At 71.7% G+C, this 26,870-nt stretch carries 23 protein-coding genes; 8 read left to right on the top strand and 15 right to left on the bottom strand.

Annotation, left to right across the window (positions count from 1 at the left end):
- The 3 genes from ABZ810_RS39735 to ABZ810_RS39725 all read right to left on the bottom strand — a co-directional run bounded on the left by ABZ810_RS39735 (nucleotide 1) and on the right by ABZ810_RS39725 (nucleotide 2,791).
- Complete coding sequence (locus tag ABZ810_RS39735) at nucleotides 1-1,212, bottom strand: glycosyltransferase family 4 protein (RefSeq protein WP_358412072.1); 1,212 nt, start codon at nucleotides 1,210-1,212, stop codon at nucleotides 1-3.
- Entirely contained in the window at nucleotides 1,209-1,712 is a 504-nt protein-coding gene (locus ABZ810_RS39730) for a hypothetical protein (protein ID WP_358412071.1), read from the bottom strand. Before ABZ810_RS39730 ends, ABZ810_RS39735 begins: the two co-directional genes overlap by 4 nt.
- Nucleotides 1,713-1,882: 170 nt before the next feature.
- The gene (locus ABZ810_RS39725; RefSeq protein ID WP_358412070.1) at nucleotides 1,883-2,791 is read right to left on the bottom strand and encodes a LysR substrate-binding domain-containing protein; all 909 of its coding nucleotides are present in this window, start codon (nucleotides 2,789-2,791) and stop codon (nucleotides 1,883-1,885) included.
- 186 nt (nucleotides 2,792-2,977) lie between these two features.
- Between ABZ810_RS39725 and ABZ810_RS39720 the strand changes: the two genes are divergently transcribed.
- Complete coding sequence (locus ABZ810_RS39720; protein WP_358412069.1) at nucleotides 2,978-3,532, top strand: peroxiredoxin; 555 nt, start codon at nucleotides 2,978-2,980, stop codon at nucleotides 3,530-3,532.
- A 228-nt stretch (nucleotides 3,533-3,760) separates the two neighbouring features.
- Here the strand turns inward: ABZ810_RS39720 and guaA are convergent, their stop codons facing one another.
- Both guaA and ABZ810_RS39710 read right to left on the bottom strand, forming a co-directional pair.
- Nucleotides 3,761-5,416 (bottom strand): glutamine-hydrolyzing GMP synthase, encoded by a 1,656-nt coding sequence (gene guaA / locus ABZ810_RS39715; RefSeq protein WP_358412136.1) that lies wholly within the window; start codon nucleotides 5,414-5,416, stop codon nucleotides 3,761-3,763.
- A 69-nt stretch (nucleotides 5,417-5,485) separates the two neighbouring features.
- Complete coding sequence (locus ABZ810_RS39710; protein ID WP_358412068.1) at nucleotides 5,486-5,989, bottom strand: hypothetical protein; 504 nt, start codon at nucleotides 5,987-5,989, stop codon at nucleotides 5,486-5,488.
- Nucleotides 5,990-6,226: 237 nt separating this feature from the next.
- On the opposite strand from ABZ810_RS39710, the gene ABZ810_RS39705 reads away from it, so the two are divergent.
- Nucleotides 6,227-7,192 (top strand): zinc metalloprotease, encoded by a 966-nt coding sequence (locus tag ABZ810_RS39705; protein WP_358412067.1) that lies wholly within the window; start codon nucleotides 6,227-6,229, stop codon nucleotides 7,190-7,192.
- Here the strand turns inward: ABZ810_RS39705 and ABZ810_RS39700 are convergent.
- The 3 genes from ABZ810_RS39700 to ABZ810_RS39690 all read right to left on the bottom strand — a co-directional run bounded on the left by ABZ810_RS39700 (nucleotide 7,180) and on the right by ABZ810_RS39690 (nucleotide 11,336).
- Nucleotides 7,180-7,929 carry a DNA alkylation repair protein gene (locus ABZ810_RS39700; RefSeq protein ID WP_358412066.1) on the bottom strand — a complete coding sequence of 250 codons (750 nt, stop codon included), beginning with the start codon at nucleotides 7,927-7,929 and terminating at the stop codon, nucleotides 7,180-7,182. The two genes, ABZ810_RS39705 and ABZ810_RS39700, sit on opposite strands and share 13 nt — an antisense overlap.
- 83 nt (nucleotides 7,930-8,012) lie before the next feature.
- Nucleotides 8,013-9,764, bottom strand: coding sequence for a GMC family oxidoreductase (locus ABZ810_RS39695; RefSeq protein ID WP_358412065.1), 1,752 nt, complete (start codon nucleotides 9,762-9,764; stop codon nucleotides 8,013-8,015).
- A 6-nt stretch (nucleotides 9,765-9,770) separates the two neighbouring features.
- Nucleotides 9,771-11,336 carry a succinic semialdehyde dehydrogenase gene (locus tag ABZ810_RS39690; protein ID WP_358412064.1) on the bottom strand — a complete coding sequence of 522 codons (1,566 nt, stop codon included), beginning with the start codon at nucleotides 11,334-11,336 and terminating at the stop codon, nucleotides 9,771-9,773.
- 292 nt (nucleotides 11,337-11,628) lie between these two features.
- Here ABZ810_RS39690 and ABZ810_RS39685 point away from each other — a divergent pair, with 292 nt between their 5' ends.
- Nucleotides 11,629-12,375: a TetR/AcrR family transcriptional regulator gene (locus ABZ810_RS39685; RefSeq protein ID WP_358412063.1), complete on the top strand. Its 747-nt coding sequence runs from the start codon at nucleotides 11,629-11,631 to the stop codon at nucleotides 12,373-12,375.
- A 100-nt stretch (nucleotides 12,376-12,475) separates the two neighbouring features.
- On the opposite strand, the gene glpD is transcribed toward ABZ810_RS39685, so the two are convergent.
- From glpD to guaB, 3 genes are all read right to left on the bottom strand, one after another.
- Nucleotides 12,476-14,215, bottom strand: a complete 1,740-nt coding sequence (gene glpD, locus ABZ810_RS39680; protein ID WP_358412062.1) for a glycerol-3-phosphate dehydrogenase — start codon at nucleotides 14,213-14,215, stop codon at nucleotides 12,476-12,478.
- Between the two features lie 118 nt (nucleotides 14,216-14,333).
- A complete protein-coding gene (locus ABZ810_RS39675) occupies nucleotides 14,334-15,443 on the bottom strand; it encodes a GuaB3 family IMP dehydrogenase-related protein (protein WP_358412135.1) in 1,110 nt (369 codons plus the stop codon).
- A gap of 89 nt (nucleotides 15,444-15,532) precedes the next feature.
- Nucleotides 15,533-17,029, bottom strand: coding sequence for an IMP dehydrogenase (guaB, locus tag ABZ810_RS39670; RefSeq protein WP_358412061.1), 1,497 nt, complete (start codon nucleotides 17,027-17,029; stop codon nucleotides 15,533-15,535).
- Nucleotides 17,030-17,364: 335 nt separating this feature from the next.
- Here guaB and ABZ810_RS39665 point away from each other — a divergent pair, with 335 nt between their 5' ends.
- Complete coding sequence (locus ABZ810_RS39665) at nucleotides 17,365-17,754, top strand: DUF5319 domain-containing protein (RefSeq protein ID WP_358412060.1); 390 nt, start codon at nucleotides 17,365-17,367, stop codon at nucleotides 17,752-17,754.
- Nucleotides 17,755-17,839: 85 nt separating this feature from the next.
- Here the strand turns inward: ABZ810_RS39665 and ABZ810_RS39660 are convergent, their stop codons facing one another.
- From ABZ810_RS39660 to groES, 4 genes are all read right to left on the bottom strand, one after another.
- Complete coding sequence (locus tag ABZ810_RS39660; protein ID WP_358412059.1) at nucleotides 17,840-18,787, bottom strand: hypothetical protein; 948 nt, start codon at nucleotides 18,785-18,787, stop codon at nucleotides 17,840-17,842.
- The gene (locus ABZ810_RS39655) at nucleotides 18,784-19,362 is read right to left on the bottom strand and encodes a sigma-70 family RNA polymerase sigma factor (protein WP_358412134.1); all 579 of its coding nucleotides are present in this window, start codon (nucleotides 19,360-19,362) and stop codon (nucleotides 18,784-18,786) included. The genes ABZ810_RS39660 and ABZ810_RS39655 overlap by 4 nt, the downstream gene beginning before the upstream one ends.
- A gap of 437 nt (nucleotides 19,363-19,799) precedes the next feature.
- A complete protein-coding gene (gene groL, locus ABZ810_RS39650; RefSeq protein ID WP_358412058.1) occupies nucleotides 19,800-21,422 on the bottom strand; it encodes a chaperonin GroEL in 1,623 nt (540 codons plus the stop codon).
- 103 nt (nucleotides 21,423-21,525) lie between these two features.
- Nucleotides 21,526-21,837, bottom strand: coding sequence for a co-chaperone GroES (gene groES / locus ABZ810_RS39645; protein ID WP_344548392.1), 312 nt, complete (start codon nucleotides 21,835-21,837; stop codon nucleotides 21,526-21,528).
- 243 nt (nucleotides 21,838-22,080) lie between these two features.
- Here groES and ABZ810_RS39640 point away from each other — a divergent pair, with 243 nt between their 5' ends.
- The 4 genes from ABZ810_RS39640 (at nucleotide 22,081) to ABZ810_RS39625 (ending at nucleotide 26,851) form a co-directional block, all read left to right on the top strand.
- Complete coding sequence (locus ABZ810_RS39640) at nucleotides 22,081-23,484, top strand: SAM-dependent methyltransferase (protein ID WP_358412057.1); 1,404 nt, start codon at nucleotides 22,081-22,083, stop codon at nucleotides 23,482-23,484.
- Nucleotides 23,485-23,572: 88 nt separating this feature from the next.
- Nucleotides 23,573-23,851 (top strand): zf-TFIIB domain-containing protein, encoded by a 279-nt coding sequence (locus ABZ810_RS39635; RefSeq protein WP_358412056.1) that lies wholly within the window; start codon nucleotides 23,573-23,575, stop codon nucleotides 23,849-23,851.
- Nucleotides 23,852-24,193: 342 nt separating this feature from the next.
- Nucleotides 24,194-25,693 (top strand): hypothetical protein, encoded by a 1,500-nt coding sequence (locus tag ABZ810_RS39630; protein ID WP_358412055.1) that lies wholly within the window; start codon nucleotides 24,194-24,196, stop codon nucleotides 25,691-25,693.
- A gap of 228 nt (nucleotides 25,694-25,921) precedes the next feature.
- The gene (locus tag ABZ810_RS39625; protein ID WP_358412054.1) at nucleotides 25,922-26,851 is read left to right on the top strand and encodes an aminoglycoside phosphotransferase family protein; all 930 of its coding nucleotides are present in this window, start codon (nucleotides 25,922-25,924) and stop codon (nucleotides 26,849-26,851) included.
- The last annotated feature ends 19 nt before the right edge of the window (nucleotides 26,852-26,870 follow it).

Raw genomic sequence — 26,870 nt, 5'->3', positions numbered from 1 at the left:
CTACGCGTGCCTCGATCTACGCGGGCCGGGGCCCGGATCGGACATCGCCAGCTCCTTCTCCTCCAGGAGGTGGGCGAACAACATCTCCCAGCGGCGCCGGACGGTCTCGGGGCCGTACTGGGCGGCCGTCGTCCGGGCCGCGGCGCCGAGAGTGCGGCGGAGCCCCTCGTCCTCGATCAGCCGCGAGATCGCCGCCGCCAGGGCGTCGCCGTCCTCGTGCGGGACGAGCAGCCCGTTCTCCCCGTCCACGATGATCTCGCCGGGGCCGGTGGGGCAGTCGAAGCTCGCCACCGGGAGGCCGCAGTTGAGCGCCTCCAGCAGGATCATCGGGAAGCCCTCGAACCGGGAGCTCAGGACGTAGACCGACGCCTTGGACAGCTCCCGGTCGAGGTTCTTGCTCGGGCCCATCAGGAAGACGTGGTTGTAGAGGTGGTGCCGGTGGATCAGGCGCCGCAGGCGGGGCTCGGCCTTGCCCGAGCCGTGGATGTGCAGGCGCCAGCCGGGGTGCCGCTCCACCACCTGGGCGAACGCCGGGACGAGCAGGTGGAAGCCCTTCTGGGCGGTGAGCCTGCCCGCGGCGACGACCACGGTGCTCTCGTGGCCCGTCTGCGGCACGTCGAGGGTGTGGAGCGGGTTGGGGATCTGCGCGGTCCTGACCCGTCCGGCCAGCGCCCGCTCGTACTCGGCCTGGTCCTTGCGGGTCAGCGACACCACGGCGTCCAGGCGCGGGTAGTCCCGGACGATCGCCGCGCGCACCTCCGGCTTGTACCGGCCGAGGTGCATGTGGTCCTGGGCGACCCGGACGAGCCGTTCCGGCGCGTGCCGCGCGGCCAGCAGGTTGAGGCCGGGGCGCGTGGTGACGAGCACGCCCTCGTCCAGGCTCCGCAGGTAGTCGATGAAGGCGTCCTCGACCGCCCGGGTGAACACGTCCTTGGCGGCCTCGCCGGGCGGCACCTCCGTCCCCGGCTCGTCGCCCGCGCCGGGCGCGGCGGCGCGGGGCCGCGGCACGGCCGGGGCGTCCCGGCGCCGGTCGGTGATGTCGACGACGCGCACACGCTCGTCGAGGGCGAAGTGGGCGGTCGCGCGGCGCCGGACGAGGCTGGCGAGATGCACCTCGTGCCCCGCGGCGGCCATGGCGTTGGCCTGGTTGACGACCGTCCGGATCGTGCCGCCCATGCCGTACGCGTGCAGGAGAACGTAGGTGATCCTCATCGGACGCGGCGGCCTTCGATGGAGAGGGCGCCGTCGGGCCCGTGGACCGGCCGTACCGTGAACGCCCGGCGGCCGTCGCCGCGCTGCCAGGGGTAGGTGATCGCCTGTGCCCTGACCGGGACGCCGGTGTAGCGGCCGGGCCGCAGCTCGACCGGGGCGCCCATGTACGCGGAGACGAGGTGGAGGTCCCAGGCCGCGGCGATGACGGGCATCGGCGGGCGCAGGAAGTCGACCGGCACGGTCGCCTCGAACGCCGCGCCCGAGACCGCGACGGCGAAGGGGCCGGGCGTGCGCCAGAACCTCAGCCGGGCCCGGCCGAACGTGTGGATCGCCCGGACCCGCCGTGACCGCGGCGGCGCCGGATCGCGCGGGGTCAGGCGCAGGGTCCAGGCCCGGTCGACCAGGATCGACGGGTCCAGCGTGCCGACGAGCCTGATCTCCTCGTCGCGCGCCCAGACCTCCTCGAGCTCGGCGTTCCGGTGGCCGGTCGCCGTCGTCATCGCCCTCACCTCGCCTCACCTCGATGCGTCCCGGCCTCTGCCGGCCCGGGCCCGCGTCTGCAGGAGTGAAGCGCAGCGCCAGGCGGCACGCTGCTCCTTTACCGGGTCGCTTACCGACTGGCGAGCGAGCGCGGCGAAGTCTTTGCCGGTGCGAGAGGCGGAGCCGACGCTCACCCCGGATGGACCCGGACGCCGGTGGTGCCGTCCGCGACCGCGGCGCGGATGCTCCCGGCCAGGGACGCGAAGTCGGCGGCGCGCGGCGAGGTGGCACGGAAGCCGAGGCCGATGCGGCGGTGCGGCGCGGGCGCGGTGAAGCGGTGCACCGACAACCCGGCGGCCCGCCGCGTCTCCACCGGGAGCGCGGTCTCCGGGACGAGCGTGACGCCCAGGCCGCCGGACACCAGCTGGACGAGGGTGGCCAGGCTGGTGGCGTAGGTCGCGGCGGCGGCCTTGGCACCGGCCTCGCGGCAGACGTCGAGGGCCTGGTCGCGCAGGCAGTGCCCCTCGTTGAGCAGGATCACGTCGAGCTCGCCGAGCGCCGTGCGGGCGAGCGGCGCGGCCGGGTCGCCGAGGCCTGACGACGCGGGGGCGACCAGGGCGAAGTCCTCGTCGTAGAGGGCGAGCTCGGTGACGCCCGCGGCCGGGACGGGCAGGGCCAGGAGGACGACGTCGAGGCGGCCGGCGAGGAGCTCGGCGGTGATGGCCTCGGTCTGCTCCTCGTGCACGGAGAGCTCCAGGTCGGGGAACTCCGTGGCGAGCCGGGGCAGGACCACGGGCAGCAGGTACGGGGCGACGGTCGGGATCACCCCGACGCGCAGCGGCCCGGTGAGCGGGCCCCGGGTGGAGCGCACTTCCTCGACCAGGCGGTCGAGCTCGGCGAGGACGACCTCGGCGCGGCGGGCCACCCGTTCGCCGGCGGGGGTCAGCAGGACCTTGCGCGTCGTGCGTTCGACGAGGCGGGTGTCGAGGGTGTCCTCAAGGGCGGCGACGGCGCCCGACAGGGCCGGCTGGCTCATGCGCAACGCGGCGGCGGCGTCACGGAAGTGCAGGTGTTCGGCGAGCGCCAGGAACGCCCGCAACTGGGCGACAGTCGGCCTGCTGATAGCCAACCCCGATCGCTGGAAAGAGATGGATCGCCTTCTCTTTTCACGATACCGGAGCCGATTGCCGGGTCGCCGAGGTGTTTCCTCCTACACTCGGCGTTCACAGAGCGTCACGACACCATGACCGAGTGACGCCTCCGGATCGCGGACCAAGGAGCCCATGTGCTGACCGTCGGTGACCAGTTCCCCGAGTACGAACTGACCGCCTGCGTCTCCCTCGACGCCGGCCGGGCGTTCGAGACGATCAACCACAAGACCTACGAGGGCCAGTGGAAGGTGATGTTCTTCTGGCCCAAGGACTTCACCTTCGTCTGTCCGACCGAGATCGCCGAGTTCGGCCGGCTGAACGACGACTTCGCCGAGCGCGACGCCCAGATCCTCGGCGCCTCCACCGACAACGAGTTCGTGCACTTCGCCTGGCGCAGGGACCACCCGGACCTGCGCGAGCTGCCGTTCCCGATGCTCTCGGACCTCAACCGCGAGCTGACCTCGGAGCTCGGCATCCTCACCGAGGACGGCGTCGCCCAGCGCGCCACGTTCATCGTCGACCCCAACAACGAGATCCAGTTCGCCACGGTGACCGCGGGCTCGGTCGGCCGGAACGTCGCGGAGGTCCTGCGGGTCCTCGACGCCCTCCAGTCCGGCGAGCTCTGCCCCTGCAACTGGAACAAGGGCGAGAGCACCCTCGACGCCCAGAGCCTCATGGCCGGGGTCTGACGATCCGCGGCCCGCCGGCCCCGGCGAGGAGCACCCTCCGGTGTTCCCCCGCCGGGGCCTTCGCGTTCCTGCCACACCTCCGACGGCGCCGGCGGCACGATCGCCGTGCCCGAGGCCAAGGCCGGCACCCTGGCCGAGGAGCACCGCGCCAAGCTGCTCACCTACGCCCCCGCGTCGCGCAAGTGGCCGCTCAGGTGGACGGAGACATGCCCACGACCGGCGGGAGGATCATTCCCACTCGATGGTGCCGGGGGGCTTGCTGGTGATGTCGACGGTGACGCGGTTGATCTCGCGCACCTCGTTGGTGATGCGGGTCGAGATCTTCTGCAGGACGTCGTACGGGAGCCGGGCCCAGTCGGCCGTCATGGCGTCCTCGCTGGTGACGGGCCGCAGCACGACCGGGTGGCCGTAGGTGCGCCCGTCGCCCTGGACGCCGACCGAGCGCACGTCGGCCAGCAGCACGACCGGGAACTGCCAGATCTCGCGGTCGAGCCCGGCCCGGGTCAGCTCCTCGCGCGCGATCGCGTCGGCCTCGCGCAGGATGTCGAGGCGCTCCCTGGACACCGCGCCGATGATGCGGATGCCGAGCCCGGGCCCGGGGAACGGCTGCCGCCAGACGATCTCGGCGGGCAGGCCGAGCTGCTCGCCCAGCGCCCGCACCTCGTCCTTGAACAGGGCCCGGAGCGGCTCGACCAGCTTGAACTGCAGGTCGTCGGGCAGCCCGCCGACGTTGTGGTGCGACTTGATGTTGGCCGCGCCGGTGCCGCCCCCGGACTCCACCACGTCCGGGTAGAGCGTGCCCTGAACGAGGAACTCGACCGGCTCGGACGCCGCCTCGCCGTGCCGTGTCCCGGGGGACGACCCCCCGGCGCCCCCGGCAACCACGCCTTCGGCACTCCTCGCTTCGCCGCGGGTGCCGAAGGCGATCTCCCTGGCCGCCTCCTCGAAGACGCGGATGAACTCGCGGCCGATGATCTTGCGCTTGTCCTCGGGGTCGGTCACCCCGTCCAGCGCGGTCAGGAAACGTTCCTGCGCGTCGACCACGTGCAGGTTGACGCCGGTGGCGGCGACGAAGTCCTTCTCGACCTGCTCGGCCTCGCCCTTGCGCAGCAGACCGTGGTCGACGAAGACGCAGGTGAGCTGGTCTCCGATGGCCCGCTGCACCAGCGCCGCGGCCACCGCCGAGTCGACGCCGCCGGACAGGCCGCAGATCGCGCGTTTGCCGCCCACCTGGGCGCGCACCGCCTCGATCGACTCCTCCGCGATGTTGACCATGGTCCAGTTGGGGCGGCAGCGCGCGCCCTCGTACAGGAACCGCCGCAGCAGGTCCATGCCGTGCTCGGTGTGGAGCACCTCCGGGTGGAACTGGACGCCGTAGAAGCCCCGCTCGGTGTCCTCCATGCCCGCCACCGGCGTGACGTCCGTGCGCGCCGTCACGGTGAAGCCCGCGGGCGCCTCGCTGACGAAGTCGCGGTGCGACATCCAGACCGACTGGTGCACCGGCAGGTCGTGGAAGAGCACGCCCGGCTCGGTGACCGCGATCGTGGCGCCGCCGTACTCGGCGACCTCGGAGTTGGCCACCGTGCCGCCGAGCGCCTGCGCCATCACCTGGTGGCCGTAGCAGATGCCGAACGTGGGGACGCCGAGGTCGAAGAGCCCGTCCGGGGCGACCGGCGCGCCCTCCGCGTAGACCGAGGCCGGGCCGCCGGACAGGATGATCGCCTTGGGCTTCTTCGCGAGCATCTCCGCCGCCGGCATCGTGGAGGGGACGATCTCGCTGTACACGTGACACTCGCGCACCCGCCGCGCGATCAGCTGCGCGTACTGCGCGCCGAAATCGACGACGAGAACGGTGTCAAAGGACTGGTCGACGGACACCAACAGCGCCTTTCGCAGGGCAAACAGGGTTCGGCGGAGAAGTCCCAGTCTAGAAGCACCGCCACCCTCCCGTGCTCAGGTGGTGACGGCGGCGATGCGCGCGGCGGCCTCCCTGGCGTGCAGCAGGCCCACGTCGGTGGCGGCGTGGGCGGCGGCCCGTTCCATGGCCAGGGCGGCGGCCTCCCGGCCCAGCACCGAGTCGGGGGCCACGATCTGCCGTTCCGCGGTCTCGGCGGCCTCCAGCGCGGCGAGCGCCGCCCGGCGGGCGTCGGCGGCGGCCTGGCAGGCGACGCCCTGGTCCGCGTGGGCGACGGCCAGGGCGATGGCGCGCGCCGCCCACGCGCTCTCGGTGGCCAGGTCGGAGAGCCTGCGCGCGGTGCCCTCCAGCGTGGAGGCGGGCTCGTCGGGTGCCAGGTCGACCACGCCGAGAGCATGCATGTGGGCGGCGCACGCCGCGTGCACGACACGCTTGGCCGCGAGGGCGGCCGTCGCCTCGTCCGGCTGCGCTCCCGCGTCGGCGGCGTCGCGGGCGAATCGAGCGGCAAGCCTGGTATAGGCGATGACGTGCTGAATCGGCATTGGCAGGGACCTTCCTAGCGGAATGTCGGCAAGTAATTTATTTACGCCAGATGACTGTCACTGTGAAGTGCCGCCGCGCGTATTTCTCATCACGTTCACACCGGCCACGGAGGGCATCCGGGCGGTAACGGTCGGCTTGCGTTTCGTGTTGCGGCGCCCGGCACCCGGCAGCTCTCTGATACCAATTGGTCACGCTATGCGTTCAAGTTGTTGCCTGCCCCGACCCCGAGGATCGACGTGAAGCTGCTCGCCGTCGCCGTTTCCGCCCTGGTCAGCGCGTCCGTTCCCGCCGTTCCCGAGATCTCCGCCCTACCGTCCGCGGTGCGAGGCGCCGGCACGACCGCCGCGCTCCCCGGAGGCGGCGGGTGCGCCCGGCCCGACGCCCGGATCAGGCCCGGCGCCGACCACGCCCGCGAGCGCAACGAGCTCTCCGCGACCGAGGTCGTCAACGTCGAACGCGAGCTCAACGGGCTCCTCGGGGCGCTCGGCGTGAAGTCGGCCCCCGGCGAGACGGGCCGCGCCAAGCGGCGGGCCCCGGCCCGGGTGACGATCCCGGTCTACTTCCACGTGCTGCACGACGGGACGCGCGGCAACGTTCCGGCACGCACCGTCCAGCGGCAGATCTCGGTGCTCAACGACGGCTACGGCGGGCGGCTCGGGGGCGCCGACACCCGCTTCACGTTCAGCCTGCGCAAGATCACCCGCACCGACAACGCCGCCTGGTACGGCGATCCCGAGGCGTACGAGGAGACCTTCAAGGCGCGGCTGCACCGCGGCGGCGCCACGACGCTCAACCTCTACAGCGCCGACCTCGGCGACGAACTGCTCGGCTGGTCGACGTTCCCGTGGAAATACCGGAACGCCCCCAAGATGGACGGCGTGGTGATCCATCTGGGCAGCATGCCGGGCGGCTCGATCGAACGGTTCAACCGCGGATACAGCGGCACCCACGAGGTCGGGCACTGGCTCGGCCTCTACCACCCGTTCCAGGACGGGTGCGCGAGCCCCGGCGACCGCGTTTCCGACACCCCGCCCGAACGTGAGGCCACCAACGGCTGCCCGGAGAGCAAGGACACCTGCCCGGCGGCGGGCCGCGACCCGGTCCACAACTTCATGGACTACAGCTGGGACAGCTGCATGAGCGAGTTCACCCCGGGTCAGGGTGCCCGCATGCACAAGGCCTGGACGGCCTACCGGGCCTGAACGCCGGCCTTGTAGGCGGCCAGGAGCGGCTCGGCGTCGGCGGGCGGCAGGCGCCGGACGGCCTCGCGGATCGCCACCCCGGAGATCCTGTCGGTCCGTGCGGCGACCCAGTCGCGCACCCACCCGGCCTGCCCCTTCTTCGTCAGTTCGCGCAGCACCCAGCCGAGCGCCTTGCGGATGAAGAACTCGCGTTCGCCGATCAGCAGGTCACCGAAGGCGGAGACGCGGCCGAGGTCGGGCTCGCTGGCCCGGACGCCGGGCAGCAGCGCCAGCAGCGCCGTGCGGCGGATCCACAGGTACGGGTCGGCCGCCCACCGGTCGAGCACGGCGCCCAGCGCCGGATCCCGGCGCACCAGGCCGCCGACGACCTTCTCGGCGAGGGAGTCGACGTACACCCAGCCCGCCGAGTCGCGGATCAGGCGTTCCGCGAAGGCGAGGTCGCCGGACGTGAGGAGCGCCGCGCGCCGCACCAGCACCTCGATGGCCGCCATCCGCAGCTCGTGCACGGGACGGCCGTCCTCGGTCGCCTCCCAGAGCGTGCGGGCGAGGGCCAGCACGCTCGCACGTTCCGGCTCGGCGCGGACGGCCGAGACCGCGATCTTGCGCAGCGGGCCCATCGGCACGCCGATGTGCACGAAGTCGCTCTTGAGATAGCGCTTCTCGTTCACCGACCGCACCGGGTCGGCCTGGGCCCGCAGTTCCTTCTCGATCCGCGCGGCCTCGTGGGCGACGTCCATGGAGGCCACGCTATGCCCGCACGATCACGCGGGCCTGGAGCGGCGGGCCTGGAGCGGGCGGGGCCTGGAGCGGCGGGCCTGGATCAGCTGATGCCGACGATGGGCAGGCGGAGCGCCGCCGGGGCGGCGGACGGGACGGCCGGGTTCTTCGGAGCGACGGCGGTCAATCGCCGGTAGGCCGCGCCCAGCTCCGGGCGCACGTCGTCCTCGCCCTTGTTGGGCCAGAGCGACATGGCCCGCTCGGCCTGCGCGGTGATCGTGAGCGACGGGTTCACGCCCAGGTTGGCCGAGATCGCCGAGCCGTCCACGATGTGCAGGCCCGGGTGGCCGTAGACGCGGTGGTACGGGTCGATGACGCCGGTCTCGGCCGAGTCGCCGATCACGCAGCCGCCCAGGAAGTGCGCGGTCATCGGGATGTCGAACAGGTCGCCCCACGAGCCGCCCGCGATGCCGCCGACCTCCTCGGCCAGCAGCCGGGACGCCTCGTGCCCCTCGGGGATCCAGGTCGGGTTGGGCTCGCCGTGACCGTCGGTGGCGCGCACGTCCCAGCCGAACGGCCCCTTCTCGGGCTTCAGGGTGATCGAGTTGTCGCGGGTCTGCATGACCAGCGCGATGACCGTGCGCTCGGACCAGGTCCGCACGTCGAAGAGCTGGAGCAGGTCCTGGGGCCGCCGCGCGACCTCGCGCAGGAACTTCAGGAACCGCGGCCGGTGCCGTTCGCCGGGCCGGTCGCCGTCCACCAGCAGGGTCTGGAGCCCGGCCATGAGGTTGGAGCCCTTGCCGTAGCGGACGGGCTCGATGTGGGTCTCCGGCGTCGGGTGGAACGACGAGGTGATCGCCACGCCCTTGGAGTAGTCCGGGCCCCGCGCGCCGTTCCTGCGCCCGGCCCCCAGGATCGCCTCGGAGTTGGTGCGCGTGAGCGTGCCGAGCCGGTCGGAGAGGCGCGGCAGCAGGCCGGTCTTCTTCAGCTTGTGCAGCAGTTTCTGCGTGCCGTAGGTGCCGGCCGCGAACACCACCTGCCCGGTGGTGAAGGTCTTGCGGTTGCGTCCGAACGAGCCGGTGCGCACGATCTCGACCTCGTAGCCCCCGTCCGCCAGCGGGCTGACGCGGGTGACGCGGCTGAGCGGCATCACCCGGGCCCCGGCCTTCTCGGCCAGGTAGAGGTAGTTCTCGGTGAGCATGTTCTTGGCGCCGTGCCGGCAGCCGACCATGCACTCGCCGCACTCGACGCAGCCGCGCCGGCGCGGTCCCGCGCCGCCGAAGTAGGGGTCGTCGGTCTCGACGCCGGGACCCTCGCCGAAGTGCACGCCGACCGGCGTGCGGACGAAGGTGTCGCCCTTGCCCATCCGGTCGGCGACCTTCTTGATCTCCAGGTCGGCGTCGGTGATCGTCGGGTTCTGGACGACGCCCAGCATCCGGCTCGCCTGGTCGTAGTACGGGGCCAGCTCGGCCTGCCAGTCGGTGATGTGCGCCCACTGGCGGTCCTGGAAGAACGGCGCGGGCGGCACGTACAGCGTGTTGGCGTAGTTGAGCGAGCCGCCGCCGACCCCGGCGCCCGCGAGCACCATGACCCGGCTGGACTTGGCGCCGCGGATCAGGTGGATGCGCTGCATCCCGGTGAGCCCCAGGCCGGGCGCCCACACGTACCGCGAGACCTTCCAGTTGGTCTTGGGCAGCTCGGGATAGCGCGACCCCGGGCCGGCGCCGGGGTCGGTGTCGAAGCGGCGCCCCGCCTCGATCACCCCGACCTTGTAGCCCTTCTCGGTGAGGCGCAGCGCCGAGACGCTGCCGCCGAACCCCGAGCCGATGACGAGGACGTCGAAGTCGTGAGCCATGCGCCCCTACTTGATCCGGAACCGCTTCATGAGCTTCACGCCGGTGGCCATGAAGTTCGCGAACGTGTCGAACGAGACCTTGCCGGGCGGCTCGAGGTCCATGAAGTGCTGGCTGGCGATGGTCTGCACCTCGGTGAACTTGAGGATGCCCTCCGAGCCGTGCCGGCGGCCCACGCCGGACTGCTTGAAGCCGCCCATCGGGGCGTCGTAGGAGGCGAACGCGGCGCCGTAGCCGTCGTTGATGTTGACCGTGCCGGCCTGGATGCGGGACGCGATCTCCCGGCCGCGGGCCACGTTCTTGGTCCACACCGAGGCGTTGAGGCCGTAGTCGGTGTCGTTGGCCGTGGCGACGACCTCGTCCACGTCGCGGAACTTGTAGATCGACACGACCGGGCCGAACGTCTCGTTCGCGCACAGGTCCATGTCGGTGGTGACGTCGGTGAGGATGGTCGGCTCGTAGAACCACGGGCCGATGTCGGGCCGCGCCTTGCCGCCCGCCAGGACCGTCGCGCCCTCCGCGACCGCCTGGTCGACGTGCTTGGAGACGGCGTCGAGCTGGCGCTGGAACGTCAGCGAGCCCATCTCGGCCTCGAAGCTCAGGTCGGTGCCGAGCTTCATGCCGCTGACCTGCTCGACGAACGCGGGCACGAATCGATCGTAGACGTCCTCGTGCACGTACATGCGCTCGATCGAGATGCACAGCTGGCCGGCGTTGGTGAAGCAGGCCCGGACGGCGCCGCGCGCGGTGCGCTCGACGTCGGCGTCGTCCAGCACGATCATCGGGTTCTTGCCGCCGAGCTCCATCGAGTAGCTCACCAGGCGCGGCGCGACCTTGGCGGTGATGGCGCGGCCGGCCCGGGTGGAGCCGGTGAACGAGACGTAGTCGGCGTTCTCGATCAGCGGGTCGCCGACCTCGGCCGGGTCGCCGACGACGATCTGCCAGAGGTCCTTGGGCAGGCCGAGCGCGACCAGCAGGTCCAGCACCCACAAACTGGACAGGCAGGTCTGGGTGTCGGGCTTGTGGATCACCGCGTTGCCCGCCATCAGCGCGGGGGCGATGTCGCTGGCGCCGAGCGAGAACGGGTAGTTCCAGGGGGCGATCAGCGCGACGACCCCCTTGGGGTGGCGCACCTCCTGGACGCGGGTGACGCCGGGCATCATGCCCTGGCGGCGGTGCGGCTTGAGCAGCCTGCCGGCGCGCCGGGCGTAGTAGAGCGAGCACAGCGCCACGTCGAGGAACTCCTCGAGCGCGTGCCGCCGGGCCTTGCCGGTCTCCAGCTGGATGATGTCGAGGATCTCCTCGCGCCGGTCCACCAGTGCGTCGGACAGCCGCAGGAACGGCTTGACCCGCTCGCTGACGGGCAGCCGCGCCCAGGCGCGCTGCGCCTCGCGGGCCCGCTCGTAGGCCGTGAGCACGTCCTTGGCGCCCGAGACGGGGAGGGTGGCGAGCGTCTCCCCCGTGAAGGGTGCCGGGATGGTGGTGGTGTCGGCGCCGTCGGCCACGATGTGGGACGCCAGCCGCTCGATCAACGCGGTGGAGAGCGTGCGCTCGGAGACCTTCGGAGATGCCATGCCAGCAGACTATGACCACCTGGACATCCATCGCTACCCGCAGGTAACGAGCTACTTATGGTGATGTGACCCACACTTTCCGAATTCTCATCATCGGAGTGACAAGTCCATGCATTAAGAGCGTCCTCAACCTGGGTTGTTCGCCAACAACCGGATTGACCATGAGTTCTCGGTGTATTCCGGAAAGCGGAGAGCCGAAAACGCCGTTGCCCCCGGGCGTTCGCTGCCGCGCGTCCCCGGGGTCATGGCATCGTGCCCGAGGAGGGGTCGACAAGTAATGATCAATGCCCAGGTGGAACCCAGCGGCAGCGACGAAACAGGGCATCCGGGCACCCGCTCCAGCGGCGGGCACCCGACGGCCGGACCGGGCGGCGGCCAGCGGCCGCGCGGGGGCGGTGACGCCGCGACGGCACCGGGCGCGGGCGGCAAGGGACGGCGGCGCCAGGAACGCCGCGAGCTCACCCGGGCGGCGCTTCTCGGCGCCGCCGAGAAGCTCTGGGCCGAACGCGGCATCCACGGCGCGTCGCTCGACGACGTCGCCGCGGCGGCCGGGCTGACCAAGGGGGCCGTCTACTCCAACTTCGCGGGCAAGACCGATCTGCTGCTCGCCTTGCTGGAGCGCTACACCCGCGAGCGCATCGGCACCGAGATCTGCGACGAGCTGCGCGACGCCGCCAAGCCGCTCGGAGAACGTTTCGAGCAGGCCGGGCGGATCTACGCGCGCCGCCTCGGCGGCGACGACGCGCGGCTGCTCGCGCTGCTGCTGGTGGAGTTCTGGCTGTACGGGATGCGCGACTACGCGGCGGGCTGGCGGCTCGCCGACTGGTACGCCGAGCGCCGCGAGGTGATCGCCCGGCGGCTGTCCCCGGCCGACGGGGTCGACACCGAGCAGCGCGCGGCGCTGGCGATGGCCGTCGACTTCGGCCTGGCGTTCCAGCACCTGCTGGACCCCGAGGGCGTTCCGGCCGAGCTGTACGCCACCGGCATGCGCCTCGTCCTGGCCGACGCCCTGGACGGAGGCGAAGCCCCCGGGACCTGAACCCCGGCTGCACCGGCGAGGGCGCGCCGGCGGTCAGCAGAGCCGTCCGGCGGGCGGCGGTGCCGCCGGTGCCGCCCGCCGCCCGCCCCCCGGACGCCGATCAGGGAGTGGCGGTGGGGACGATGTCGGGGGCGCCGCGGCGGCTGGCGTCGGCCTCCTGGTCGCCGTGCTGGTCCTGGGAGTCACGCTCGGCCTCGACGCGCTTGCGGTAGTACTCCACCTCGCGGTCGGTCTGCTTCTTGGACCAGCCGAGGACGGGGGCCAGCAGGTCGGCCGCCTCCTTGGCGACGCCGATGCCGCGGTCCCAGGCCTCGATCGAGATGCGGGTCCGCCGGGCCAGCACGTCGTTGAGGTGCCGGGCGCCCTCGTGCGACGCCGCGTAGACGATCTCGGCCCGGAGGTAGTCGTCCGCGCCGTTCAGCGGCTTGCCCAGGTCGGGCTTGTCCCTGATCAGTTCGAGCAGGTCGTCGACGAGCGTGCCGTACCGCTTGAGCAGGTGCTCGATGCGCGCCACGTGCAGCCCGGAGATGCCCGCCAGCCGGTGCCGCGCGTTCCACATCGCCTGGAAGCCGTCGCCGCCGACCAGCGGGATGCGGTCGGTGCACGACTCGGCGACCTTGCCGTCCAGGCCGTGCGCGACGGCGTCGATGGCGTCCTTGGCCATCACCCGGTAGGTGGTGAACTTGCCGCCCGCGACCAGCACCAGGCCGGGGACGGGGTGGGCGACGATGTGCTCGCGGGAGAGCTGCGAGGTCTCGTCGCGTTCACCCGACAGCAGCGGCCGCAGGCCCGCGTAGACGCCCTCCACGTCGTCGTGCGTGAGCGGCGTGTTGAGCACCGAGTTGACGTGCTCCAGGACGTAGTCGATGTCGGCGCGGGAGGCGGCCGGGTGCGCCTTGTCGAGGCTCCAGGCGGTGTCGGTGGTGCCGATCAGCCAGTGCCGGCCCCACGGGATGACGAACAGCACCGACTTCTCGGTGCGCAGGATGAGGCCGGTGGCCGAGTGGATGCGGTCCTTGGGCACCACGAGATGGATGCCCTTGGACGCCCGCACGTGGATCTGCCCGCGCCCGCCGACCAGCTCCTGGATGTCGTCGGTCCAGACCCCGGTCGCGTTGACCACCTGCTTGGCGCGCACCTCGCTGTGGGTGCCGCTCTCCAGGTCCTTGATGCGGAGCCCGGTGACCCGCTCCCCCTCGCGCAGGAAGCCGACGCACTGGGTGCGGGCCGCGATCTGCGCGCCGTACTCGGCGGCGGTGCGCAGCGCCATCATCACGTAGCGCGCGTCGTCCATCTGGGCGTCCCAGTACTGGATCGCTCCAACGAAGGCGTCCCTGCGCAGGGACGGCGCCAGCTTCAGCGCCCCCTTGCGGCTCAGGTGCCGGTGGTGCGGGACGCCCCGGGTGCTTCCCATCTGGAACGCCAGCGCGTCGTAGAGCGCCACCCCGGCGCCGAAGTAGGTGCGCTCCCACACCCGCTTGGTCGTCGGCAGCAGGAACGGCACGGGGCGCACCAGATGCGGCGCGATCTGCTGGAGGAGCAGGGCGCGCTCGGTCAGCGCCTCGCGCACGAGGTCGAAGTTGTACTGCTCCAGGTAGCGCAGGCCGCCGTGGATGAGCTTGGAGGACCGGGACGACGTGCCCGAGGCGAAGTCACGGGCCTCGACGACCGCCACCGACAATCCCCGGGTGGCCGCGTCGAGGGCGGCTCCGGCGCCCACGATGCCGCCCCCGACCACGACGACGTCGAATTCCTCACGGCCCATCCGGTCCAGCGCCGCCGCGCGTTCGGCGGGCCCCAGTCGCGAGCTGCCCAGTCCGGTCACCGGTGATCCGGTCATCGCGATTTCCCCCATGCGGGTCGGGTTGTACGAGCACTACCTACCCAACAGTAAGGACCGCTACGTCCCGCTGCCACCGAACGCCGCTCTAGCGGTGCCGGCCCTACCGTCCGGCCGGCTAGTGCACCTGGGACGCCACGACCACCTGGACGCGCTGGAACTCCTTGAGCTCGGTGTAACCCGAGGTCGCCATCGCGCGGCGCAGGGCGCCGATGAGGTTCATCGAGCCGTCGGCCACGTGCGACGGGCCGTACAGGATCTGCTCGAGACTGCCGATCGTGCCCAGGTTGAGGCGCGTGCCGCGCGGCACGTCGCCGTGGTGGGCCTCGCTCCCCCAGTGGTTGCCGCGGCCGGGCGCCTCGGTCGAACGGGCGAACGGCGAGCCGACCATGACCGCGTCGGAGCCGCAGGCGAAGGCCTTGGCGATGTCGCCGCTGTTGGTCATGCCGCCGTCGGCGATGACGTGCACGTAGCGGCCGCCGGACTCGTCCATGTAGTCGCGGCGCGCGGCGGCCACGTCGGCGACCGCGGTGGCCATCGGCACGGCGACGCCGAGCACGGTGCGGCTGGTGTGGCCGGAACCGCCGCCGAAGCCCACCAGGACGCCGGCCGCGCCGGTGCGCATGAGGTGCAGGGCCGCGGTGTAGGTGGAGCAGCCGCCGACGATCACCGGCACGTCGAGGTCGTAGATGAACTGCTTGAGGTTGAGCGGCTCGGCCCGGCCGGACACGTGCTCGGCCGACACGGTGGTGCCGCGGATCACGAACAGGTCCACCCCGGCGTCTATCACGGCCTTGTGGAACTGGGCGGTGCGCTGCGGCGACAGGCGCGCGGCGACCGTCACGCCGGCCGCGCGGATCTCCCCGATCCGGCGGCCGATCAGCTCTTCCTTGATCGGCTCGGTGTAGATCTCCTGGAGCCGGTGGGTGGCGCGGGCGTCGTCCAGCGAGGCGATCTCGGCCAGCAGGGGCTCGGGGTTCTCGTACCGGGTCCACAGGCCCTCGAGGTCGAGCACGCCGAGCCCGCCGAGGTTGCCGATGGCGATCGCGGTGGCCGGGCTGACCACGCTGTCCATGGGGGCGACCACCAGCGGCATCTCGAACCGGTAGGCGTCGATCTGCCAGGCGACGCTGACCTCCTCCGGGTCGCGCGTCCGGCGGGACGGCACGATGCCGATGTCGTCGAAGGCATACGCCCGGCGACCGCTCTTGCCCCGGCCGATCTCCACCTCAGCAGCCACTGTTGGTGCTCCCTCTCAAAGCTCCGCCGTGATCACCCGATGCGGTGATCACGGCGGGAAATGCCGATGTCCTCAGGTTACCGGCCCTGATAGTTGGGGGCTTCGACGGTCATCTGGATGTCGTGCGGGTGGCTCTCGCGCAGCCCGGCCGCGCTGATCCGCATGAGCTGCCCGCGCTCCTGGAGCTCGGCGATCGTGCGCGCCCCGGCGTACCACATCGACTGGTGCAGGCCGCCGATGAGCTGGTGCGCGACGTTGGCCAGCGGGCCGCGGTAGGGCACCTGGCCCTCGACGCCCTCGGGGATGAGCTTCTCCTCGGAGCTGACGTCGGCCTGCGCGTAGCGGTCCTTGGAGTAGGAGGCGCCGCGCTCGCGGTTGCGCATGGCGCCCAGCGAGCCCATGCCGCGGTACGACTTGTACTGCTTGCCATGGACGAAGATCAGCTCGCCCGGGGACTCCTCGACGCCCGCCAGCAGGCTGCCCAGCATCACGGTCTCGGCCCCGGCCACGATCGCCTTGGCGATGTCGCCGGAGTACTGGAGGCCGCCGTCGCCGATCACCGGCACCCCGGCCTCCTTGGCGGCGCGGGCCGCCTCGAAGATCGCGGTGATCTGCGGGACGCCGACGCCCGCGACCACGCGGGTGGTGCAGATGGAGCCCGGCCCCACGCCGACCTTGACCCCGTCGGCCCCGGCCTCGGCCAGCGCCTTCGCCCCGGCGTAGGTGGCCACGTTGCCGCCCACCACCTCGACGCGCGAGTTGGCCTTGATCTTGGCGACGGTGTCGGCGACGCCCTTGGAGTGGCCGTGCGCGGTGTCGACGATGATCACGTCCGTGCCGGCCTCGATCAGCGCCTGGGCGCGGCGCACCGCGTCCTCGCCGACGCCCACCGCGGCGGCGACCAGCAGGCGGCCGTCCGCGTCCTTGGTGGAGTCGGGGTACTGCTCGCTCTTGGTGAAGTCCTTGACCGTGATGAGCCCGCGCAGCCGGCCCTCGCCGTCGACCAGCGGCAGCTTCTCGATCTTGTTGGTGGCCAGCAGCTCGAACGCCGCGTCCCGGGACACGTCCACCGGGGCGGTGATCAGCGGCATCGGCGTCATGACCTCGCGCACCGGGCGCGCGTGGTCGGTCTCGAAGCGCATGTCGCGGTTGGTGACGATGCCCACCAGCACGCCGCGGACGTCGGTGACCGGGACGCCGGAGATGCGGTAGCGCGCGCACAGTTCCTCGACGTCGGCCAGCGTCGCGTCGGGCAGGCAGGTCACCGGATTGGTGATCATCCCGGCCTCGGAGCGCTTGACCCGGTCGGCCTCGGCCGCCTGCTCCTCGATCGACATGTTGCGGTGCAGCACGCCGATGCCGCCCTGGCGGGCCATGGCGATGGCGGTGCGCGACTCGGTGACGGTGTCCATGGCGGCCGAGACCAGGGGCATGCGCAGCGAGATGTTGCGGGTCAGCCGGGTGCCGGTGTCGGCCTCCCCCGGCTGCAGGTCGGAGTAGCCCGGCAGCAGCAGCACATCGTCAAAGGTCAGACCCTGAGGGAGGAACTTCGCGGACTCGGCTGCGGGGTTCATGACGACCTTCCCGGTAGTGGTGGCGGCAGCGTGCTCGTGCTGGACGGCGCCGGCTCGGTGACGGCGGTCCAGCGCCAGGTCACAGGTGCCAGGTCACAGCGGCCTCTTCCCATGGTAGGGCGTGGGACGCCTCCGGGACGGCCGGTTACGGGCGCGAGGAGCGTGGTGTTGATGACACCCGGTAACGCCCGGGACGACCGCCGGATTCCGGCTCCGGGCGCCGGCGTAAAGAAACCTCCTCCTGGACATGACGGATCGGCATGGACACCCGGCCGTTCGCGGCCGGACGAGACAGGGGGTGCACCTGGCGGGCCATGGCGCAGTAGCGTGGGGGTGTGCACGACGATGCCCCGCTCGACCCGTTCGCCGGTGATCCCGAGGACCCGGCGGCCTCGCTCGGCGACCCCGGGGAGGACGTCGCTCCGCTCAGCGTGGCGGAGCGGGAGGACGTGCTGGCCGACCTCGCCGACCTGGAGGTCTTCAGGGCGCTCCTGGAGCCGCTGGGCGTGCGCGGCCTCACCGTCGACTGCGGGGACTGCGGCAAGCTGCACTACATCGACTGGGACCTCCTGCACGGCAACCTGCGCCATCTGCTCGACCAGGGCCTGCCCCGGGTGCACGAGCCCGCGCTGGCGCCCGACCCGGTCGACTACGTGAGCTGGGAGTACGCGCGCGGCTACGTCGACGGCGTCATCGACAGCGAAGAGGGCCGCGAGGGCGAGTGACCGCCCCGGCCGGCGTTCCGGCCGACCCCCGCTCGAAGTGGTCCGGTTGGTGGCCCGGCTCCGAGCCCGGGGCCAACGGTCCGGGCTAGCGGTCCGGGCGGTAGCGGTCGATCCTGCTCTGGGCCTGCCGGCGGATCTCGTCGATCCGGCGCTGCGCCTCGGCCTGCCCGTCGTCCCCGGACTCGGGCCGCTGGGCCGGCCAGGTGGTGGGCGGCCGCCCCTGCCGCGGCGGTCTGGACGTGGGCAGCAGGCCGTCGAGCCGGTCCTTGAGGTCTTCGAGCTGGCGGATGGGGTCGGGCGCCGGGTCCCTGACCGCCGGACGTCCCGGGGCCGGTGCGGCCTTGCGGGGCGCGGGCGAGCCGCTCGGCTCCGGGCCGCCGGACTTGGTGTCGTCGGCCTCTGCCTGGTGCGTCTCGCCGGAGACCCCGGGCTTGACCGGCGCGGACGACGGCCGGTCGGCGCCGAGGCCGCCGCCCGCCGCGGCGACGCCGGTGCTGGCCAGCACCACGCCCGCGACTCCGAGGGCGAGGATCGTGCGGGGCGCGCGCCGCCGGGCGCCGCAGGACGCGGCCTCCACTCCTGCGTCCGCTGTAACGCCCGCTGTGACGCCCGCTGTGATGCCCGCGTCGAAGCCCGTGCCGACACCCGCTCCGGCGCCCGCGGCGACCTCCGCGTCGTCCTGGCCTCCGCACGGGGCGTCCTGGTCAAGGGAGTCGCCGGCCGCCTGCTCGCCCAGGTCGAGCCCGGGAGCCGCACCGGCGTTCACGTCCGCGACGAGCGCGCGCAGCAGTTGGACGGCGGGATCGGCGGCCATGCCGGGCGGGAGGGCCGCACCGGCGGCCGTGATGTCGTCAGCGGCGGCCTCAGCGGCGGAGGAGAGCGCAGCGCGGCGGGGCGCCAGCGCGTCGAAGGTCGCGTCGGTACGGCGTACGGCGTTGAGATCGCCGGCCTGGGTCACGTTCCCGGGCGCCGGGGCCGCATCGGTCACCGAAGGCTCGGCCGGATCCGGGGCGCCACGGCTCCGTTCCGTCAAGCGATCGACTCCTCTCTCGCCATCGCGCGCAGCCGGGCCAGAGCCCGGTGCTGCGCGACGCGTACCGCCCCCGCGGACATCCCCAGCACATTACCGGTCTCCTCCGCCGACAACCCCGCCACCACCCGCAGCAACACCAGCTCACGCTGGTGGTCGGGCAGCCGCGTCAGCAGGTCGCGGGCGCGCTGCGCCTCGATGTAGCGCACGACGGTCTCCTCGGGACCCGGCCGGTCGTCCGGCCCGTCCGGGAGGTCCTCGGTCGGCACCGCGGCCCGCACCGCGCTGCGCAGCGCGTCGGCGATCTTGTGCGCGGCGATGCCGAAGACGAACGACGCGAACGGACGGCCCATGTCGCGGTAGCGCGGCAGCGCGGACAACACCGCGATGCACACCTCCTGCGCCACGTCGTCGGCGATGTGGTACTGCCCGGACACCCGGCCGAGCCGGGCGCGGCAGTAGCGGACGACCATCGGGCGCACCTGCCCGATGAGCATCTCGATGGCCCCCGGATCGCCCTGCACGGCAAGGCTCGTCAGTTCTTTGAGATCGTTTTCGTCGGCTTTCGCCGTACGCAGGACGCGCCACCCGCGTTCGACATCGGGAGCGGTCGGAGGGGCCTTCCCCCCCGAGGGCTCGGTAGCGCGCGCGGTCGTGGTCCCGGCGAAAGCTCCCTCGGTCACGTAGAGCATGATGCCCAGCAGGCTCGGGCCTGTCTCCACTGTCCACGACAACGGAATGGTCACAGTGCGGGGACGACCCCGCCGATATCACGCAACGCGGTCATCCGGTCGCGTGCAGTGTCACAGATATTCCACGGGGCACCCTATTTACCGACAAACAACTCACGAAGCCAGAAACCCCACCGGCAACGTCAAGCCACACAAACGTCGAGGGCCCCCACCCGAACGGTGGGGGCCCTCGTCAGATCGTTCAGCGAACGTGCACGATCGTGCCCGGCCGAGCCGCCCGGCCGGACCCGATCACGCGCGAACGGGCCGGGCCGGCGGCCTGATCAGTGGCCGTGACCGTGGCCGTGACCGCCGCCGGCGCCCTCCTCGGGCTCCTCCGGCTTTTCGACCACGAGCGCCTCGGTCGTGAGCAGCATGCCCGCGATCGACGCGGCGTTGGTGACGGCCGAACGGGTCACCTTGACCGGGTCGATGACGCCCTGGGCGACCAGGTCGCCGTACTCGCCGGTCGCGGCGTTGAAGCCGTGGCCGACCTTGAGCTCCTGCACCTTGGAGACGACGACGTAGCCCTCCTGGCCCGCGTTCTCCGAGATCCAGCGCAGCGGCTCGACCAGCGCGCGGCGCAGGGCCTCGGCACCGGTGGCCTCGTCGCCGGCGAGGCCGAGGGCGTCGAAGCCCTCCTTGGCCACGTGCACCAGCGCGCTGCCGCCGCCGGACACGATGCCCTCCTCGATGGCCGCGCGGGTCGCCGAGATGGCGTCCTCGAGGCGGTGCTTCTTCTCCTTCAGCTCCACCTCGGTGGCCGCGCCGACGCGCAGCACGCAGACGCCGCCGGCCAGCTTGGCCAGGCGCTCCTGCAGCTTCTCGCGGTCCCAGTCGGAGTCGCTGTTCTCGATCTCGACCTTGATCTGGTTGACCCGGGCGTTGATCTCGTCCTGCGAACCCTCACCGTCGACGACCGTGGTCGCGTCCTTGGTGACGGTGATCCGGCGGGCGCGGCCGAGGTCCTCCAGGCCGATGGAGTCGAGCTTGAGGCCGATGGCGTCGCTGACGACCTGGCCACCGGTCAGGGTGGCGATGTCGCCGAGCATGGCCTTGCGGCGGTCGCCGAAGCCGGGGGCCTTGACCGCGACCGAGGTGAACGTGCCGCGGATCTTGTTGGCGACCAGCAGCGCCAGGGCCTCGCCCTCGACGTCCTCGGCGATGACCAGCAGCGGCTTCTTGGTCTGGGCGACCTTCTCCGCCAGCGGCAGGAACTCCTGCACGTTGGAGATCTTGCCGTCCACGATCAGCACGTAGGCGTCGTCGAGGACGGCCTCCATGCGCTCGGGGTCGGTCACCATGTGCGGCGACAGGTAGCCCTTGTCGAACTGCAGGCCCTCGGTGAACTCCAGCTCCAGGCCGAAGGTGTGGGCCTCCTCGACGGTGATGACACCGTCCTTGCCGACCTTCTCGAACGCCTCGGCGATCAGCTCGCCGATCTTGGCGTCCTGCGCGGAGATCGTCGCGACACCGGCGATGTCGCTCTTCTCCTCGACCTCGCGCGCGGTCTTGAGCAGCTGGTCGGAGACATACTGCGCCGCCGCGTCCATGCCCCGCTTGAGGCTCAGCGGCGAGGCGCCGGCGGCCACGTTGCGCAGGCCCTCGCGGACCAGCGCCTGCGCCAGGACGGTCGCGGTGGTGGTGCCGTCACCGGCGATGTCGTTGGTCTTGGTCGCCACCTCCTTGGCGAGCTGGGCCCCGAGGTTCTCGTACGGGTCCTCCAGCTCCACCTCGCGGGCGATGGTGACGCCGTCGTTGGTGATGGTCGGCGCGCCGAACTTCTTGTCGATGACCACGTTGCGGCCGCGCGGGCCGATGGTCACCTTGACGGCGTCCGCGAGAGCGTTGACGCCGCGCTCAAGAGCCCGGCGAGCGTCCTCGTCGAATTCCAGGATCTTCGCCATACGGATAACTCCCTAAACTCCGTGTACGGCAGGCACTGACGCGAGCGCCCCGGACCCACCCCTCGCTCGGGCGGATCCGGGGCGTTGCATCACGTCTCGGTGATTACTTCTCGACGATCGCGAGCACGTCGCGGGCCGAGAGCACGAGGTACTCCTCGTTGTTGTACTTGACCTCGGTGCCCCCGTACTTGCTGTAGAGCACGATGTCGCCGACGCTCACGTCGAGCGGCACGCGCTCGCCCTTGTCGTCGACGCGTCCCGGGCCGACCGCAAGGACGGTGCCCTCCTGGGGCTTCTCCTTGGCGGTGTCGGGAATGACCAGGCCCGACGCGGTGGTGGTCTCGGCCTCGAGCGGCTGGACCACGATGCGGTCCTCAAGCGGCTTGAGAGCAACCTTGGTGGCGGTCGTCACGATCTGACCTCCCCTTCGTGGTGTCCTCGGCCGACCTCGGCGAGGCCGGCCGCACATATGGCAGAAGAGGCGACCCTGGACCGGCCTGTCGTCGCGGGTGCCAGACCGACCTTGTCGCTGTGTTGGCACTCTCAGAGGGAGAGTGCCAGTCATGGAGACTATGCAATGCCCGGTAACCCGTCAACACGAACACGGTCAAGCCCGGCGCCGTCCTCCGGAGTTCATCCCGGCGCTACCGTCCACCTTATGGACCTCGCGGCGTTCTCGGCCCTTCTCACCCCTTCCGGCCAGGCGATACTCGCCGAGGCCTCGGAATCCGACCTGAGCGAGAACGCCCTCCTGGCCACCGCGTCCCGGTTGCGCCGGGACCACCCCGCCGACCTCGTCGCGGCCGCCCTCACCCAGCTGCGCCTGCGGGAACGGGCCCGTGCCAAGTTCGGCGACGACGCCGCCCGCATGTACTTCACGCCCGCGGGCCTCGAACAGTCCACCCGGGCCTCCGTGGCCGCGTACCGCGCCGGCCGCTTCACCGCCCCGGACCGGCACGGGGGCGCCGCGGGTGGAACCGGCCCCGGGGGCGGCGCCGGCGACGGCTCAGATCGCGGCTCAGGTGGCGCGGCGGGGGCCGGGGTCCTGGAGCTGGGGTGCGGGATCGGCGGCGACCTCGTCGCGCGGGGGCGGGCGAGGATCCCGGGCGTGGGCGTGGAGCTCGATCCGCTGACGGCGGCGGTGGCGCGGGCGAACGTCGAGGCGTTCGGGCTGGGCGATCTGGTGTCCGTACGGGAGGGGGACGCGACGCGGCAGGACCCGGGCGGGTACGGGGCGGTGTTCGCCGACCCGGGGCGGCGGACGGGGCGCGGGCGGGTCTTCGACCCCCGCGCCTACCAGCCGCCGCTCGACACCGTGCTGGAGCTGGCCTCACGTGCGCCGGGAGCGTGCGTGAAGGTGGCGCCGGGCATCCCGCACGAGGCGGTCCCGGACGGCGCCGAGGCCGAGTGGATCTCGGTCGGCGGCGAGGTCAAGGAGGCCGCCCTGTGGCTGGGCGACCTCGCGGCCGGCGGTCCCGCGCCCGGCGGCACAAGGGCCCGCGGCGCCGGGGCCGGCGGCACGGGGACTGGCGGCACAGGGACCGGCGGCACGGCGACCGGCGTCCGCCGCCGCGCCACCCTCGTCACCGAGCCGGGCGGCGGCGCGGTGACGCTGACCCCCGAGGCGGGGCTCGGGGAGCCTGACGTGCGGGAGTGGGGGCGCTACCTCTACGAGCCGGACGGCGCCGTGATCCGGGCCCACCTGGTGGCGGAGGTCGCGGCGCGGGTGAACGGTGGCCTGGCGGACCCGCGGATCGCCTACGTCACCTCCGACGACCTGGTCCCGACGCCGTTCGCGGCGGCGTACGAGATCGAGGACGTGCTGGCGTTCTCGGTCAAGCGGCTCAAGGCCGAGCTCCGGCGCCGCGAGGTCGGCGTGCTCACCGTCAAGAAACGGGGCTCGGCGGTGGACGTCGACCGGCTCCGGCGCGATCTCGGTTTCGCCCGCAAGGCGCCGAAGGGCGCCGCGGAGATGACATTGGTGCTGACCCGAGTCGGCACGGCCCCGATCGTGCTCTTGACGCGCCCGGCAGGCCATAGAGCCCTTAATCAATCCCAATGATCTTCACGCGGCCAAGAAACGCCAAGCGGCCACGGGCGACGCGCCACGGCAGGGCAAATCCTGAGCCCTTTCCGGCATTGCGCCGACTATGGTTTGCGACCGACCGGCAAGGTCGCAGGAACGACGCCTCGAAACGGCATCACATGATCGGAAGACGGTGACGCGCCACCCAAAATGCCATGCGGGAATGGTCGGCCACCGGCGCGACGGCATCCTGATCGAGCGGTGCGCGGCCTGCCGGGCGGTCCTGATCGGCGAGTACGGGCTGGTCAAACTGGTGGAGACCCGCGGAAGCGCACCCCCGCGGGCCCTGTCCGGCGACGGGCTCGGCGCACGGCACCATGAGGGACGCCGCCGCCGGAACTAAGCAGATCGCCCGAATCGCCGCACTCGTTATGATCGCCCACTTTCGGTGCCACTCGGGAAAGAAGTGCAATCCACAGAACTCGTAATGTTCCCTGCTCCCTCTTATAAGCACTCTGAAGAAGCACTACAGTTGGGCCTTCACGATTCAATGCCGAGCGCTATTTCATCGCGTCGGCACACGAAGGAGCATCGGGTGGAAACGAATCACAACTTCCTGCAGACGGGGGGTCAACCGGTCTCGGACCGGATGCGGGAGTTGCTCGCCCGTGCGGCGCAGGACCACGTCTATGAACAGCGCTCACAGGGTCAGGTCCTGGATGAGATACGCCAGCGACTGGAAGGCATGGAGTGGCTCCTCCGCGAGGTTCGCGAGCGGGAGCTCAACGGGCTGACGGGGCAGCTCGACAGCGTGCGCGGTCAGGTGGACGAGCTGTCCAGCAAGCCGCCGGAATGGGCCGAGGGTCTTGCCGAGCACATCGAGGCGGTGGGCGAGCGGGTCAAGCCCGTCGCCGAGTTGCCGGCGCTCTGGGCGGACGTCGGCGTCGTCGCCGAGAACGTCGATGAGGGGCTCTCCCGCCTGCAGGCGGTACTGGACTCCGCACAGAACATCACCGACGTCACCCAGCAGGCGTCGCAGCGGATGGAGGAGATGACCAAGCGCCTGGACAAGCTCCAGGGCAGCATGGAGGCGGCCTCCGTCCGGTTCAACCGGCTGGACAAGTCACTGGCCGAGCTGGGGCACCGGGCCGAGAAGCTCGAACACTCGATCAACGGGGTCACCACGCGGGTGGACCAGTCGCTGGCCGAGATGGCCGAGCGGGTGGACCAGGGGCTTGAGGCGGTCAACGGCCGGGTCGAGGGCGTCGGCGGCCGGCTGGACGGGCTGGACGGACGGCTGGACGGGCTCGATGGGCGACTCGAGGGCGTGTCGGGCAAGCTCAACGGGCTGGACGGACGGTTCGAGGGCATCGACGACCGGATCGACGGCGTCAACGACCGCATCGGCCAGTTGCCGGCGACGCTCGAGATCGGCGAGCTGCACCGCAAGCTGGCCGAGCTGACACAGCGGCCGCTGATCGATCACAGCGACCGGTTCGACGCGATGGAGAAGCACCTCGTCGACGCGGTCGACCCGCTGATCGAGGAGCTGCGGGCCCGGCCGGACCGGGACGAGGTCAAGGCGACCATGTCCCAGATCGCCGAGACGGCCTACAGCGACGTCGCCAAGAAGATGGACGAGTTCTCGCGGCGCTTCGAGGACGTGCACGAGGACGTGCGCAACCGCATCGAGGGCATCCACGAAGAGGTCACCAAGAAGGTCGACGGCGCGCTGGAGGAGTTCACCAACCAGGTGGAAATCGTCTCCCGCCGCGTCGAGTCGGTGCACACCGACGTCACCAAGCAGGTCGATTCGGTGCACAACGAGTTCTCGCGGCAGGTCACCGGCGTGCACGACGATGTCACCAAGCGCATCGACGGCATCCACGAGGACGTCACCAAGCAGGTCGACGGCATCCACGTGGATGTCAGCAAGAAGGTCGACGGCATCCACGAGGACGTCTCCCGCAAGGTGGGCGGCGTCCAGGAGGAGTTCGCCAAGCGCGTGGACGGCATGTCGGAAGAGGTCGTCCGCCGCGCCGAGGCCGTCCAGGCGGAGGTCGGCAAGCGGTTCGAGGGCGTTCAGATGGAGGTCGGCAAGAAGGTCGACAACGTCCACGACGACGTCACCAAGCAGGTGACGGCGGTGCACGAGGACGTCCTCAAGCGGCTCTCCACGCTCGAGGAGACCATGTTGGCGCTGGCGGAGGCACTCCTGCGCCCGCGTCGCGAAGGGAAGGACTGAGTTCCGGCGGTGGGGCGCCCGCCCGGGCGCCCCACCGAACGCCGCACCTCACCTCCCGCCGGGCACCTCGCACACCCCCACACCCCCACCCCGACTTCCCCCGCACAAAGCACCCTTCACGAAGACGGAACACGCAGGGCGTCCACTTCCAAGACACGCCTACGACGTGCAATGTGTTACGTTCCGTCTTTGTCAAATCACTCTCAATACCCATCGGAATCCGTTTTCATGGATCTCGTGACCCAGACCACGGCGACCCGCCTTCCGATCGGCGCACCACCCGGCCGCGTCACTCTGCGGTGGGTGGAGGAGTGCCTCGGCAAGGGCGCCCAGGTCCGGATGATCCGCCCGCTGACCGGCGGCGTCTCGCACGCCAACCACGCGCTTCTCGTCGAGAGCCGCGCCGGCAGCGCCCACCGGCTGGTGCTGCGCCGCTGGACGCCGGACGCGCACGGCCGCGGCCCGGACTTCTCGCCCGAACGTGAGATCGCCGCGCTGGCCCTGCTCGCGGGCTCGGAGATCCCGACCCCGGCGCTGGTCGCGGCCGACCCGGCGGGCGCCTACTGCGACGCTCCCGCGCTGCTCATCACCCGGCTGGTCGGTCACCCGCCGCGTCCCGCGCCCGACGACCTCCCCGAATACCTCATCCAGCTGGCCGCGGCGCTGCTGGGCGTGCACTCGCTGAACGGCGCGTCCACGATGCCGCCGTACGTCCCGTTCAACCGGCTCGACCTGCGCACGCCGCCCAAGCACACGACCCGCGACGAGCTGTGGACCCGCGCCTACGAGGTCGCGGCCCGACCCGCGCCCGAGGCGCCGTCCCGGTTCATCCACCGCGACTACCAGCCGGACAACACGTTGTGGTCGTACGGCCGGCTCACCGGTGTGGTCGACTGGTCGGACGCCTCGTCCGGCCCCATCGCGGTCGACATCGCGCAGATGCGGCTCCACCTGCTGCCGCGGTACGGCCTGGCGGTCGCCGACCGGTTCTCGGCGGCGTTCGACCAGGTGTCCGGCGGCTACTCGCACGACCCCTACTGGGACGTCCGGGTGCTGCTCGACCTGCTGCCCGAGGAATCGGGCCGGATCATCCCCGACCCGCACATGCCGCTCATCGAGGACTACCTCGCCGTCCTGCTGTCCCAGCTAGGCGCCTAGCCCCGCACTGCGGTCCGCC

Source organism: Spirillospora sp. NPDC047279, from assembly GCF_040643285.1.
In the GTDB taxonomy this organism is placed as follows: Bacteria; Actinomycetota; Actinomycetes; order Streptosporangiales; family Streptosporangiaceae; genus Spirillospora.
Note: the sequence above shows the minus strand (reverse complement) of the source record. Positions and strands in the feature narration are given on the sequence as shown.

Excerpts from the sequence above, each read along its gene's own strand:
- ABZ810_RS39735 (WP_358412072.1), bottom strand. The coding sequence starts at position 1,212 with ATGAGGATCACCTACGTTCTCCTGCACGCGTACGGCATGGGCGGCACG.
- ABZ810_RS39730 (WP_358412071.1), bottom strand. The coding sequence starts at position 1,712 with ATGACGACGGCGACCGGCCACCGGAACGCCGAGCTCGAGGAGGTCTGG.
- ABZ810_RS39710 (WP_358412068.1), bottom strand. The coding sequence starts at position 5,989 with ATGCCGATTCAGCACGTCATCGCCTATACCAGGCTTGCCGCTCGATTC.
- ABZ810_RS39700 (WP_358412066.1), bottom strand. The coding sequence starts at position 7,929 with ATGGACGTCGCCCACGAGGCCGCGCGGATCGAGAAGGAACTGCGGGCC.
- ABZ810_RS39695 (WP_358412065.1), bottom strand. The coding sequence starts at position 9,764 with ATGGCTCACGACTTCGACGTCCTCGTCATCGGCTCGGGGTTCGGCGGC.
- ABZ810_RS39690 (WP_358412064.1), bottom strand. The coding sequence starts at position 11,336 with ATGGCATCTCCGAAGGTCTCCGAGCGCACGCTCTCCACCGCGTTGATC.
- glpD (WP_358412062.1), bottom strand. The coding sequence starts at position 14,215 with ATGACCGGATCACCGGTGACCGGACTGGGCAGCTCGCGACTGGGGCCC.
- guaB (WP_358412061.1), bottom strand. The coding sequence starts at position 17,029 with ATGAACCCCGCAGCCGAGTCCGCGAAGTTCCTCCCTCAGGGTCTGACC.
- groL (WP_358412058.1), bottom strand. The coding sequence starts at position 21,422 with ATGGCGAAGATCCTGGAATTCGACGAGGACGCTCGCCGGGCTCTTGAG.
- ABZ810_RS39640 (WP_358412057.1), top strand. The coding sequence starts at position 22,081 with ATGGACCTCGCGGCGTTCTCGGCCCTTCTCACCCCTTCCGGCCAGGCG.
- ABZ810_RS39635 (WP_358412056.1), top strand. The coding sequence starts at position 23,573 with ATGGTTTGCGACCGACCGGCAAGGTCGCAGGAACGACGCCTCGAAACG.
- ABZ810_RS39630 (WP_358412055.1), top strand. The coding sequence starts at position 24,194 with ATGGAGTGGCTCCTCCGCGAGGTTCGCGAGCGGGAGCTCAACGGGCTG.
- ABZ810_RS39625 (WP_358412054.1), top strand. The coding sequence starts at position 25,922 with ATGGATCTCGTGACCCAGACCACGGCGACCCGCCTTCCGATCGGCGCA.